This is a genomic window from Lysinibacillus sp. NPDC094177 (assembly GCF_050279145.1).
Taxonomy (GTDB): Bacteria; Bacillota; Bacilli; order Bacillales_A; family Planococcaceae; genus Lysinibacillus.
Map to the genome: position 1 here is coordinate 471,409 of NZ_JBNNTW010000001.1, position 13,224 is coordinate 484,632.

The 13,224-nt window shown below is 34.9% G+C and carries 14 protein-coding genes and 1 pseudogene; 4 read left to right on the plus strand and 11 right to left on the minus strand.

The genetic code is table 11. The features are described from left to right. Both ACQKNC_RS02240 and ACQKNC_RS02245 read right to left on the minus strand, forming a co-directional pair. The coding region (locus tag ACQKNC_RS02240; protein ID WP_427423260.1) for a hypothetical protein at positions 1-222 on the minus strand (222 nt) is incomplete at its 3' end. A 28-nt stretch (positions 223-250) separates the two neighbouring features. Beyond that, positions 251-1,441 (minus strand): DHH family phosphoesterase, encoded by a 1,191-nt coding sequence (locus ACQKNC_RS02245; RefSeq protein ID WP_427423261.1) that lies wholly within the window; start codon positions 1,439-1,441, stop codon positions 251-253. Positions 1,442-2,015: 574 nt separating this feature from the next. On the opposite strand from ACQKNC_RS02245, the gene ACQKNC_RS02250 reads away from it, so the two are divergent. Continuing rightward, on the plus strand, positions 2,016-3,665 hold the full coding sequence (locus tag ACQKNC_RS02250; RefSeq protein WP_427423262.1) for a pyridoxal phosphate-dependent decarboxylase family protein: 1,650 nt from the start codon (positions 2,016-2,018) through the stop codon (positions 3,663-3,665). Beyond that, positions 3,634-5,340: a methyl-accepting chemotaxis protein gene (locus ACQKNC_RS02255; protein WP_427423263.1), complete on the plus strand. Its 1,707-nt coding sequence runs from the start codon at positions 3,634-3,636 to the stop codon at positions 5,338-5,340. The genes ACQKNC_RS02250 and ACQKNC_RS02255 overlap by 32 nt, the downstream gene beginning before the upstream one ends. 96 nt (positions 5,341-5,436) lie before the next feature. On the opposite strand, the gene ACQKNC_RS02260 is transcribed toward ACQKNC_RS02255, so the two are convergent. From ACQKNC_RS02260 to ACQKNC_RS02285, 6 genes are all read right to left on the minus strand, one after another. After that, complete coding sequence (locus tag ACQKNC_RS02260) at positions 5,437-6,378, minus strand: SDR family NAD(P)-dependent oxidoreductase (RefSeq protein WP_427423264.1); 942 nt, start codon at positions 6,376-6,378, stop codon at positions 5,437-5,439. An 81-nt stretch (positions 6,379-6,459) separates the two neighbouring features. Continuing rightward, positions 6,460-7,032: a TetR/AcrR family transcriptional regulator gene (locus ACQKNC_RS02265; RefSeq protein WP_427423265.1), complete on the minus strand. Its 573-nt coding sequence runs from the start codon at positions 7,030-7,032 to the stop codon at positions 6,460-6,462. A gap of 150 nt (positions 7,033-7,182) precedes the next feature. Next, the gene (locus ACQKNC_RS02270) at positions 7,183-7,608 is read right to left on the minus strand and encodes a GatB/YqeY domain-containing protein (protein WP_427423266.1); all 426 of its coding nucleotides are present in this window, start codon (positions 7,606-7,608) and stop codon (positions 7,183-7,185) included. Positions 7,609-7,756: 148 nt separating this feature from the next. Beyond that, complete coding sequence (locus tag ACQKNC_RS02275; protein WP_427423267.1) at positions 7,757-8,080, minus strand: hypothetical protein; 324 nt, start codon at positions 8,078-8,080, stop codon at positions 7,757-7,759. Between the two features lie 139 nt (positions 8,081-8,219). Continuing rightward, on the minus strand, positions 8,220-8,546 hold the full coding sequence (locus tag ACQKNC_RS02280) for a DUF3658 domain-containing protein (RefSeq protein ID WP_427423268.1): 327 nt from the start codon (positions 8,544-8,546) through the stop codon (positions 8,220-8,222). Between the two features lie 110 nt (positions 8,547-8,656). Next, positions 8,657-9,415: a formate/nitrite transporter family protein gene (locus ACQKNC_RS02285; RefSeq protein WP_427423269.1), complete on the minus strand. Its 759-nt coding sequence runs from the start codon at positions 9,413-9,415 to the stop codon at positions 8,657-8,659. Positions 9,416-9,801: 386 nt separating this feature from the next. On the opposite strand from ACQKNC_RS02285, the pseudogene ACQKNC_RS02290 reads away from it, so the two are divergent. Further along, positions 9,802-9,903 (plus strand): annotated as a pseudogene (locus tag ACQKNC_RS02290) (cysteine synthase A); the annotation flags it as partial. Between the two features lie 228 nt (positions 9,904-10,131). On the opposite strand, the gene ACQKNC_RS02295 reads toward ACQKNC_RS02290, so the two are convergent. Both ACQKNC_RS02295 and ACQKNC_RS02300 read right to left on the minus strand, forming a co-directional pair. Continuing rightward, positions 10,132-11,124 carry a zinc-dependent alcohol dehydrogenase family protein gene (locus ACQKNC_RS02295; protein WP_427423270.1) on the minus strand — a complete coding sequence of 331 codons (993 nt, stop codon included), beginning with the start codon at positions 11,122-11,124 and terminating at the stop codon, positions 10,132-10,134. Between the two features lie 144 nt (positions 11,125-11,268). Further along, positions 11,269-11,607, minus strand: coding sequence for a cupin domain-containing protein (locus ACQKNC_RS02300; protein WP_427423271.1), 339 nt, complete (start codon positions 11,605-11,607; stop codon positions 11,269-11,271). Positions 11,608-11,867: 260 nt separating this feature from the next. On the opposite strand from ACQKNC_RS02300, the gene ACQKNC_RS02305 reads away from it, so the two are divergent. Next, positions 11,868-12,029 (plus strand): hypothetical protein, encoded by a 162-nt coding sequence (locus ACQKNC_RS02305; RefSeq protein ID WP_427423272.1) that lies wholly within the window; start codon positions 11,868-11,870, stop codon positions 12,027-12,029. On the opposite strand, the gene ACQKNC_RS02310 is transcribed toward ACQKNC_RS02305, so the two are convergent. Beyond that, positions 12,006-12,794, minus strand: coding sequence for a GNAT family N-acetyltransferase (locus ACQKNC_RS02310; RefSeq protein ID WP_427423273.1), 789 nt, complete (start codon positions 12,792-12,794; stop codon positions 12,006-12,008). The two genes, ACQKNC_RS02305 and ACQKNC_RS02310, sit on opposite strands and share 24 nt — an antisense overlap. Positions 12,795-13,224 lie beyond the last annotated feature (430 nt).

Below are 13,224 nucleotides of genomic sequence, written 5' to 3' on the forward strand. Positions count from 1 at the left end.
ATTCGCACAGACAAAACCATGTTGTTGCTGTCGCTGCGCTTTCGCACAGACAAAACCATGTTGTTGCTGTCGCTGCGCTTTCGCACAGACAAAACCATGTTGTTGCTGTCGCTGCGCTTTCGCACAGACAAAACCGTGTTGATGCTGTCGCTGCGCTTTCGCACAGACAAAACCATGTTGTTGCTGTCGCTGCGCTTTCGACGCCCAGTCGGAAGAAATCAACCCCACGTTTTGCCGCAGAGCTATACTCTTACTCTTGATGACGAACCTTTTTGGCCTCTTCCATTAAATAATCTACAAATAACTCATCTTTCACTAACCATGCTTGATAATTTCTTTTTAAAAACCATTCCGCTTCATAAAAACTTGTGAAGATTTGATCTAAAGGAAGTTTATTTTTTTCAATTATCCAATCAAAATCACTTATTGAATATAGAAGAAAAATTTCTTCCTTTAGGTTTTTATACAATGTCCCAAAGGAAGAAAATCTTAAATTATAGCGATTTCGTTTCGCATCCTCTGGTATTGGTTCTATATGAAATGTTTGAGCCACATACTGCTCATAAGCTTCATCTGTTAAAGAGCAACCTGCTGCTTTTTGATGCCCTCCCCCTCCAAATTCTGCTGCAATTGCTGAAACATCTATGTGATCATGAATCGTACGAAAGGAAATTTTTTTGCCACTCATATTTAATATAGCTATATAATCAAGGTGTACATTTTCTTTTCCTAATTCATTACCAAGCTCAGAATGATAAGATTCTGCATAAACCACACCTGTAAAGTATTCTCCTATCGCTGTTTGCACTAGCTCCCTTTTTTTTCGACGGATGTACCGTGCTATTTTCTCTTCTTCCATATTTAAAATTTTCTTTTCAAATTCATCAAAATCAAAATGTTCGCTTGTCTTTAAACGTTGAAGCATTTTTTCTTCAAATTCCTCGATTGATACTAAAAAAAAGAGAGTATTTAACCGGCGTGCTTGCTGATTATCATTCTTTTCCCATTCCCATGTATCGTACTGTCTCACTAACTCTACAAATTCTGAGATGGAAATCGTTTGTTCTAAAAATCCATGGGCAACAAGATACTGATAAAATAAAGAAGTTGCTGATGTTAAATATCCATTTTCATCTTCTACTATTACTTTACCCCATTCATAATCGTTCAAATGATAAGCTGTTTTATGATGATCAACCAGTTGAACATTACCAGTCGCGGTATAATACTCATTTAATCTCTTTTCATTTTCCTCGTTTGGAGATAAATCGGTAATAAACAAAAATGTATCTTGTAGGGTATTGTCTAAAAAATACTCAATTTCACGATCCAACGATGAAATTGAATTGTACCTTACCTTCACTTGGTCTTGAAATGCAAGCTTGGCTAATATCCCGCAACCTACTCCATCTAGATCATTATGCGATAGCAATTTAAACATTTTTTCACCTCCAAATTAGTATGGTTTAATATTGAAAAAATTATCGGTATTGTTAACAGTATTTATGTTTCGAAAGGCAAATATCGATCAGAGATGTTCCGCAGAGTTGCCAAGACCATTAACAACGATATACATCAGTAATCAAAAAATTTGCATTTTTGCAGTTTCTTTTTTTGACTAAAAGTAGAATAATATTTATATATTCTCCTTTAATAGTCATTAAGCAATAGAATTTTTATCGTTTTAAATTAAATTAAAATTATTATTGGCATAGTATTTTTTATAAAAGATTTACCACCTTATAACACTTCCCCGTCATTAAATTTGCAATAATTCATGCAAAAAAAGCCATGAAAACAATTTAAATTCAACATTTATGAAAAAAATCTACTACCAAATTTTCTCGATATATTTTCCCGATAAACAGTTAGACTATTTAGAAATGTCGAAAATTATTTTCCTAGGAAAATATAAAATCATTTTCTGTTATTATATGTTATTATATTTTTAGCAAAACGACCTATTTTTATGAAATAAAAAATAGAGGAAAAATGAACTACAAAGGAAGATAAATATGAAAAAAATCCAACAATTATTCCAAAGCGAAGATGGAAATATCGAACACAGAGAGAATTTTTTATCCCTTTTGGAGAAAATTGTTTCATCTTTAGATGAGTTAAAAAACCCAAAAACAACAACTCTTGGACCAATGAAAGAGCGCTCTGATAATTTCTATAAAGAGTTAATGCAAGACAATCAAGTACCAACTTCAGGCGTCGGACTTGATCAAGTTGTGAATGAATTAACACAATTGATGCAAGGACATCCTTACCACACACGTAACTTTGTAACAAATGTTTTGCCTATGGCTAGCATCCCTGGCATATTAGGCCAATTTACTAATGCTCTGCTTAACGGTAACAATCTATGGGATGTATACGGTCCAGCTGCCGCAGAATGTGAGGTAAAGGTAGTCGCAATGATGTCGAAGTTAGTTGGCTACGACTATACACAAAGCTTTGGTTACACAACTTGGGGTGGACAAGGGGCTGTTTTCAGTGGGCTTCGTCTTGCGATCGCTAAACAATTCCCAAACGCAAAGGAAGATGGCGTACCAAATAATTTATATTGCTTCGCTTCAGAAAATGCTCATTATAGCTTATTAAAATCAATTGAAGCAGTCGGTATCGGTAGCAAGCATTTAATTCGTATTAAAGCTGGAAAAGACCATTCAATGGATATCGAAGACTTACGTATGCGTATGACTGAGGTTATTGAAAATGGTGGTATTCCAGTGTATGTAGTTGCTACAACAGGCGCTACAGATCAATTTGCCATTGATGATGTACAAGCAATCAAAAAAGTTACAACTGACCTTGAACAAAAACATTCCTTAAAACCTATACATATTCACGCTGATTCAGCTTTAGGTGGTTTTTACGCCTTTTTCAACGATTATGATTTTAAGGCAAACCCACTTCAATTAGAGACTGATGTTTTACAAGCACTAGAACAAATTAAAGAACGTCTGCAATATCTCCCTATTGCAGACAGCCTTTGCTTTGACTTCCAAAAGCTTGGTCAAACACCGTATTTAACAAGCCTATTCTTAATAAAAGAAGGAAAACACCTACAGTTATTAGATATTGAAGATTTCGACACACCTTATGTTGGCAATCGAGGCTATGGTTCTTATCATACAGGCTATACATTAGAGTGCTCTCGTATGGGTAGTTCTATTGCTATTTATGCTGCATTACAGGCGTTCGGTAAAGAAGGCTACCAACAAATATTAGCAAATTATGTGCGTGTAAATTTAGCGTTCCGTGCTCAGTTAGCTGTGAAGACTCCAATGTTACAAGTAGTCAATGAGTCTAATATTGGACCAGTCACAGCCTTTCGTTTGTATCCTGAAGGCTTTAATTGGAAATCTGAACAGTCAGGTAGCTATACACAAGATCAGATTGAATATATTAATGGCCTTAACGCTTCTTTATTTGAAATTATCGGAGAAGGTCGCGACGAAGTATTTTTCGGTGATACGACACGTGTTTGCACTGTTAGCACTAAAGATACAAAACAACAAATTCCAGTCGCAGCTGCAAAATTCTTTTCAATTTCTCCTTATACCGAAATAGAACATATTAGTGATATGATTCATTTCTTACAACAAAAGTTAAAAGTATTGGAGGATGCTAAAGTTGAGTATAGTCAAAAAGTTTAAAAGCTCTTTACTCTATAAGTATATTGCAAGTTTTACTATTCCAATTGCTATTATTTCATTATTATTTAGCGTCACATTATTTCTTGCGTGTAATCAAATTATCGATAATTTTGTAATTAAACAATTTGAGTCATCCTTAGATGTTATATCTAAAACAATTTTTGATAAAATAGATAAAAATGACGTCAAAGCTGCAGATGACGGCGATAAGGATAAATATCAAGAAATATTAAAGGAATTAAATGAAACACTTAAAGAGTATGATATTCAAAATGCTTACATTCTTTCACGTGCAAATGGGAAAGAACATATTGTGGCATTAAGCAATAAAGATAATTATCAAGAGGACTACACTTTTAGTAAGGACATGAATGAAGCATTAAAGACTAGAACCATGAAATCTAGTGAAATTTATGATGATGAATACGGAACCCATAAATCGATTTTTATACCATTTAAAGATTCTGAAATTCTTTTTGGATTAGACATGGACGCTTCTTTCATTTCTAAACTTCAAACACGGATTATTTTGAATGCTGTCATTATGACCGTAATTTTTGTGATATTCGGTATTATTGTGGCTTATTTCATTAGTAAAGGCATTATAAAACCAATTAACAATATGACTAGTTATGTTAGTAAGGTGGCAACAGGAAACTTAGCTGTTGAACCACTTCATATAAAGGGTTCTAATGAAATCGCACAGCTTTCTGAAGGCATCGAAAATATGACAGAAGACTTACGCTCACTTATTCAGCAAATTGCTGAAAATGCTGAGCAAGTAGCTGCTATGTCTGAAGAATTGACGGCAGGCTCTGAGCAAACAAGTGCATCTATTCAACAAATTACATCTTCAATGCAAGAAGTAGCTGCAGGATCAGAAAAACAGACTTCCTCTATTGAAGAAGTAGAAAATCATATTACGACAATCTCCACAAAGATGTCAGAAGTTGTATCGAGCGTGAATGATGTTACTTCTAAAGCATTTAGTGCATCCTCTATTTCAGAAAAAGGCAATACGACGATTCAAAGTGCTACAGAAAAGATGGTTGTCACATCTAATGCTATTCAAGAGACTTCAAAGGTTGTGGAACGTTTAAGCACATACTCAAATGAGATTGGTGACATTGTAACCTTAATTAATGAGATTACCGATCAAACAAATCTACTCGCTTTAAATGCATCTATTGAAGCTGCACGTGCTGGTGAGCATGGTAAAGGCTTTGCAGTTGTAGCTGAAGAAGTACGTAAACTTGCTGACCAATCATTAGCAGCGACGAACAGTATCCGAACACGTATTGAGACGATTAAGGAAGAGTCTACACAAGCTGTGAAATCGATGGCAATTAGTAGTAGTAATCTTGCAGAAAGCTCAACTGCCTTTAATGATTCAGGTCAAGCCTTTGAAGAAATATATTCGCATATTACTGAATTGACTCAAGAAATGGATTCTGTCAATAACATCATTTCAAATATTAATGATGGGGTTAACAGCATTGCAAATTCTGTAGAGGAAGTTGGTGTTGTAGCCGTTCAATCATCTGGAAACATTCAAAATGTGGCTGCCGCTTCCGAGGAGCAATCTGCTAGTATTGAAGAGATTACTGCCTCTTCAAATAATTTAGCTGAGATGGCACAGCAACTTCGAAATATTATACAAAAATTTCAACTATAAGAAAAACTAATAATAAAAATCCGCTTTGCTTTCTGTAGGTAGGTTTCTACCAACAGAAGTTTATGCGGATTTTTTTATTGGCTCTTAAATGCTCACCTATTTTAGTGTACTCTTGTTCATCCATGCAATCGTTTCTTCTAGCCCTACTCTATATGAAGTACGTGGTAAAGCGTCTATTTCTTTTTCGTATTTTCCCCCGCTTAAAATGACCGGTTCTTCAGTTAAATAGAACACTTCAACCACTTCCTGCATAGAAGGTGTAAATATTCCAATTAGACTTATCATCCCTTTAGTAACTGTACGAATACCTTTTTTGTAGCCTGTAATTTCACGTAAGATTTTTACTAGTTCAACCCCAGCAATCGGATGAACAGCTGGCACGTTCCAATTCTGATTATATGTGTCATCTCGTAAAGCAAGTTCTACCATAGCCTTTGCACCATCAACTGTATAAAGAAATTCCCTTTTCACCTGCATATTTCCTACAAAATTAGCTTTTTTACCTAGTGCAACATTTTTTAGTGTTTCATAGAGTATTGTATTATTTGCATTTGGTCCGTACAAGTCAGGGAAGTGTACAATTAACGAGGGTACATTACTGTCTTTTAGTTTATTTTCCATCGTTAAACGAATTTTACCTTTTTTCGTCAGTGGTTCCTTTCTAGCTTCCTCTACTACAGGATTTGTCGATTGTCTTCCATATGCATAAATATTATCTACAAGTGCAATCTTCGCTCCTTGCCTTTCGGCTATGTTAATCACCATATCTAAGCATCGAATGTGTAGCTGTTCCCAATCTTGATATGGGAAACTAATAGCATGAAAAATAATATCCACACCATTTGAAGCTCTCATCATTTCCTGTTCATTAAATGCATCTCCCGAAATGATTTCGACATTTTTATAATGCTGAAAAAGTGCAACTAACTTTTCTTTATTTCTAGCAAATGCCTTCACTTGTATATTTCGACTTACTAGTTCATTTACTAGAGCATAGCCCATACCACCAGAGGCCCCAATAACTAATACTGTTTGCAAAAATTATTCCCCCTTCACTAATTAACCACTGGTCAAATAACTTTTAAAAGAAAGCTCTAGATTTATTAACTAGAGCTACTCTCAATATGTTAAAGACTTGATAAGAAATTTAGCATGTACATCCACTGCTTCTTTTGCTTCCTCATAATTTTTTACATAATGACGATAATGTGCCACAAATCCATGAAGAGCAATGAATGTAGAATGTATATCTGAAATCAACAGTTCAGTCTTTAATAAGGACTGTACAGATTGTGCAAATTTCTCATAACTAAGATTCGCTGCCTCTTGCGAAAGCCCATCAATTTCGTTATTCCTCATTATAAACATTAATTCATACTGGCTTTGGTTATTTAAACCAAACGCCATATAGCCTACAAAAACTTTTAGCAGTTTAGTATTATGATCTTCAGGACCGTTCATATTTTCATCTAAAATATTATTTAGTTCAGAAAAATAATCACCTAATATTGCATAGAATATTTCTGCTTTATTTTTAAAATGATAGTAAATAGCCCCATGACTACAACCAAGCTCTTTAGCAATACTACGCATTGATACTTGGTGAAAATCCTTCGTGATAAATTGCTTATGTGCTTCATTTATAATCATTTCTTTCGTCAAATCTTTTGTTGACGGCTTACGTGGCGACATATTACCCTCCTTATTGACCAGTGGTTAACAATCAGTATAAAGGTGTTTTCATTTTTTGGCAATAAAAACCTAGTGTGAGACAAAAAATTGTATGAGCTCAAAAAAAACAATCTCCTACTACTGAAGTAAGAGATTTGTTCCTAACGACAATCAAATTAGACCCTTCACAACTTTTGAAATAACAGAGCCTTCAGCCTGACCAGTTAACAAAGGTTTTGCAATTTTCATCGCTTCCCCCATGTTCATCCCTTTCACGATGCCAGCTGTCACAAGTTTTTCTTCAATTTCTTCTTCGGTTAATTGCTTCGGTAAAAATGATTTTAATAGTGCTATTTTCGCTTCCTCTTTTTCAATTAAGTCAGCTCGCCCTGCATTTTGAGCACCCTCTAAAGCCTGATTTGTTTGCTTCACTTCACGATTTATAATAGCCATTTCCTCTTCAGACGATAAAGCCTCTCCCTTTTCTTTTTCAGCTAAATCTAGGGCAGATTTCAAAAGCGATAATACGCCTTTTGCTAATACATCCTTTTCCCTCATTGCCTGTTTTAATTGTTCAAATACCTCTGTTTTTAACAATGTTTTCACTCCTTCGTGACATTTATTATACCATCAATTTCACCTTAGCATAATTGTTGCTATCGCTTCGCTTTCGCAACAAAAAACAATTACTGAATGAAGTTAAAAAAATACCGTAACCTTAAGAGGTGCGGTATGTTAATTTAAATTATTTTACTTGTTTAAGCATAGATACTTCGGCTTTTGTCGTTATTACATCCAATGATATTATATCAAATTTTGCATCTACAAGATCTATTTTTCGACTTAAATTCTGTTCAACTTTGTCTAACCTCTTTTCTACTGCTTCAATTTTTTCTTCTAATCTCTTTTCTACTGCTTCGATTTTTTCTTTTAATCTCTTTTCTACTGCTTCGATTTTAACATCAACCGCTTCGATTTGTTGCTGAAGATCTGATTTCATGTCTTGCATCTGCTTCGAAAGCTCTAAAATTGCTTGAAGAATCGTATGTTGGTTTACTTCTTGTTCCATTTTCGACTTCCTCCTCTCTTATATATTCATTACATAATCTATTAATTTCACAGCATTATTCACATCTAATAAAATAAGTAGAGTTACATAAGCAACTCTACCTGTCATTCTATCTATGAATTATCTTAAAGTCAAAGTATTAAGAGATGGGATATGTCAAGTACTCATCCGTTAATTTTACTTCATATAGTCGCATCGCTTTTAAATCTCCTTTATATGTAAAGACACCTTGCTTAACTAAAATGCGTAGACGATATTCAATCCATTCATCGCCTCTATATTGTTCCATATGCCCAAGTACTTCTCCTATTAATCTTGCTGCTTTATAATATTTAACCTCATCATCTTTCTCATGCAAACGTTTGGAACAACTAATTATCAAAGCATCATCACGATCTTCTGTCCTATTGTTCCATAGTTCATGATGCTCCCACGAACGGATTATATTGTAATCATCATAAAGCATTCCTAACCCGCCTCACAACAATCACTTCTCAAATTGCCGTTGCAGCACGTAGTATTTTACTTCCAACCAAGGAAATGATACTGTCTGGGATAGCATTATCCAGTGATTTATTACTCTCTGCCATTTACCCAATAGACAAAACCAATAACTGCTCCCCCAATAATATTACCTAGCGTTACAGGTAATAAATTGGAAATTGCTCCAGCAAACGATACGAGTTCACCATGAGGTATTAAGAGAGCAAGAGAAAACAATGTCATATTTGCTATACTATGCTCAAATCCAATTGTGACAAAAGGGAAAATACAGCAAAAAATCATCACTAATTTTGCGGTATCTGTTTTTAATTTATAGGTACACCATACGGCCAAGCATACAAGCAAATTACATAAAATACCTCGACATAAAAGTTCAACGAAACTAGCATTCATCTTAGCTGTAGCCAGTTTTTCAATGTAAGCCGCTGTGTCTCCCACTGCTAGTCCTGAGTAAAAAAATAATGTGGCTGCAAAAAGCGAACCAAAGAAATTTCCTATGTAACTAAACATCCAAATACCTATCATCTCGAATGGTGATGATTTTTTTGATAGTGTACTAACCGTTAAGACTAGATTATCACCAGTAAATAAATTTGCACCAGCCATCATGACCATACTAAGTGCCACACCGAATGCTAATCCTTGTACGACCTTCATACTTGGTACCCCAGTTGGGCTAAATAAGCCGCCAATAGTAGCGATGAGCAAAATTCCAAATCCGATAAAAAGTCCGCCAAAAATAGCTAACAATAAATAATTAGCAGGCTTTTGCTTCATCATGTTAATTTTTGTTTCAGCTGTAATACAAACTGAAGAAATTGTCTCTTTCATACTTTCATCTCCCAAACAACATAGAGCTAATTTAATAACTCATTATTAATGCTGATCTTAAGTAGTCACCAGTTTCCACTCTAACTAACTTATATACAAGGCTTACATTTTAACAAATATTATTCCAAAATATCATTAATTAGCAAATTTAAAGTAAATTTCTCCAAATAAACATATATTAATGCACTTTAAAGATCACTTTAGAATCTTTTTTAGTTCATTTGGATTAAAAAGAGATAGTTAATCAAATATAGTGCAAGAATTTCTCTGAGAAGACAACAAGGCTTGTGTGCTTTAGAATGTTCATTTAAAAATAATTGTTGAAGTACTAGAGGTGGAAACTGCAAAAGCTTACAAGGCTGCAGGTACTGTTGCGAAATCATTTTTCCGCCACAGCTCTTGCAAAACGTCCATAGAACAAAGGAAAACGAATTGTCGTTATCCTACCTGATACTGGTTTAAGATATTTATCAACAGATTTATTTTAAAACAAGCGCTAGAGAGGTTGGATCGAAGAGTAGAACAGTAGCATCGACACACTATAAAAATGAAGCCGAGACAAAAGTGTTTCAGCCAACAAAAATACCGAACTATCCAATGAAACGCTCATGAAGTGTTTCGGAATAGTTCGGTTTTTCTATTTATCGTGTCTTGTTAATTTAGAGATTATTCGGCTTTATGAAGAAACCATTTAGTTATGTTCCAGCCTCTTCATTTTAATAACTTGTTAAAAAAATCTTTCCTTTAGTGGTTTTAGTCGATTCAACTGCCGTTATCGCATTTTTAATGTCTAACAAACCATAATGAGAATCCACTGCCATCATTTTTAATTTACCACTATTTACTAGATTGATTAAGTGATGAAATGTACCTTGCCATCTTTCTATCGAGACTTGTTTGTTCCAATGGCGTAAATGGAACATATTTGCCTTGGCATTTGCCTCTTTAACGATTCTTTGCCAATTTACCTGCACACCTGATAAAAGACCAATAGCTAAAAAATGCCCTCCAGATTTCAGGCAGAAAGCAAGATCATTTCCTGCTGTCCCCCCAATAGAATCAATAGCAGCATCAGCCCCCCTGCCATTTGTTAGTTCCATCACTGTCTCATAGAGTGGTGCTACTGAAGTATCAATTACATAGGAAGCACCAAGCTGAATTAAATCGTCAGTATGTCTATTATTTCTCGTGACTGCGATTAACTGAAAACCTAACAATTTTGCTAGCTGAGCAAATATGTGGCCAATTGCGGACCCGCAAGCATTCACTACTAAAACATTATTTGGCTGCAATTGTAATATGTCAGTACAAGTTACCCAAGCTGTCATTGGGTTGATATACATTTGAGCTGCGGTAAAATCATCAATGGAATCGGGAATAAGTACTGCGAATTCTGCGCTTGTTTTTACAATTTCCTGCCAAGTTCCTTCTCCTCGTAAAGGTAAAACACGCTTTCCGATAAGATTTTGAGAAACATACGGACCTACTTCCTCTACAATACCTACTCCTTCATAGCCAGGAATAGTTGGTAAAGAAATTCGATGAGCATACTTCCCCCATATTGGTATTAAATCAGAAGGATTAATAGGTCGAGCCAGCATTCGAACATGAATTTCTTGTTCTTGAGGAGGTTTAATCGTTTTATTTTCAAACTTCAAAACCTCCCGAGGGCTTCCATATTCATATAATTTAATGCTTTTTGCTTTCAAAAAATGTGACTCCTTTATGATTGATTAATAATATTTTGTGAATTGCTCATTTAATGAAACTTTACTCGGGGGGATGGTTCATCATCTCATCTACCACTGAGATTATTAGTCTCCACTTTATGATTTAATAAACTGGTGTTATATTTATAGTTGGATACGATCGCCTCTACTATTTGGTTGTGAAATAACTAAAAACTCTACCTCGTCTTCTGAATCATTACGCATCTGGTGCGGTTTAAGAGGTGGAACTTCAATGCCTTTATGCTTTTGTAACACAATTCGTTCTCCGTCGATATCAATTGTAGCTGTTCCAGATAGAACATAGAAAAATTGTTGCGCATGATGGTGATAATGATTTATCTCTACTGTTTTAGCAGGCATACGCTCATGAATAATACTGAGATCATTATTCTTCACTAAATGCCAACCATCACATTGATCTCCCCATATATAATGTTCTGCATACTGTTTGCTAATTTTCAAAACTGATGGCCACCTTCCTTTTATCCTGATTCCCGTGGATATTCACCTAATATTTCTATAAAATATAAATAAAGGGCTAACCACCATGACGTGTGGTTGATTTCCGTTCCAACTGGGTGCTTTCCTAGATACGTCCAGCCCCCAATCCAACCAACCTATATATGGCATACGTTTTTAACAAATGTATAGGCAACTTTTGGTAATGAGCCAAATAAAGAAGAATAACTTCTTAAGTTTCCACACAGAAAGGAGTGAGTACGTTGAATATACAAAAACAATTGTTGGGCACTACTCTTGGCTATATGCTAGCACTATTAATCGCATACATCTTTTTCGATTATTTTTCTTGGTCGTTTACTCTAGGTTCTTTACTAGGTATTTGTTTATTTGCTCTTATTTTAAAATTCATGAAAAGGAGATAAATTCTCTACTTGTAATGTATTTAATAATTTTTCGAACTTGTTTGCACCCATAATTTCATGTGTAATAAACTGACCATTGTAAAACAGTCCAAAGGTAGTCCATATGATAGGTGCATTCTGTGCTTCATCTTTCGTCATTAGTTGATATGTACGAAATGGGATGCCCCTTTTCTCTGCTATATTTTTTAAATCATCTATAACACCTACTGCAAATGGACATTGGGCAGTGAAGTATATCACAATACCTCTGTTATTAGATAACGGATTTTTCACCTGTAGTTTAAAGGAAGGATCACGATCGACAGACTCGTTAAATTTATAGACAGCTAGCTGAAAATAAGGTGCTGCTTGATCTACAACTTTAAATCCCAAATGTTCAAAAAAACGCTTATCACTTAGAAATGGAAGATTTTTCTTACTTACTATATGGACGATGCCATCCATACCTTGCGCTAGTGCATCTTCCTTACACTTTTCAAACAATTGCCTAGCATGATTTTGATTTTTGTATTTACCTGAAACCCATAAACAATTAATATACATATAATTCGGTGCATCGATAGGAACCCAAGCTTGATGTGCAGGTAAGTATTCTATAAACACCTTTGCCCGATCATTTAAACGATAAAAAACTAACCCCTCATCGATACGGTTCATTAGCCATTCTTTCTTTTGCTTTACCGCTTGCTCATATTGCTTCGCACCGAGTGCACAACATATATGCTCCTGTTCGATATTGGTCCTTGTAATTTGAAGATAATCCACTTTACCATCCACCTCTTTACTTACCAAATAAGATACCGTAATTTTATAGCTCATCACCAAAAAAATGTGGTTCATTTCCGTTACGACTGGGCGCTTTCCTGGGGCCGCTTCGTTGCACTCCAGGGTCTCATCTGTGACGCTAATCCCAGAGAAGTCGCCCAAACGGAACGAAGATCAGCCTATATACATGACATACGTTTTAACTAATATCATCCCTTACTTTTGGTGATGAGTCTATTTTATTATATCGAGGGTAGAAAATGGATAGCAATTCCTTTTCTTTTTTATTAACTATTAGCTAGATTTCACGGCAAAATATGTACAATTAGAAAACACTTCAAATCCTAGGTATTCTTTAGGAATAAATTCAACACTTTAATTTCTTAAGTAGAAATTAACCTTATCGCATCTACACATAATATTATCATTA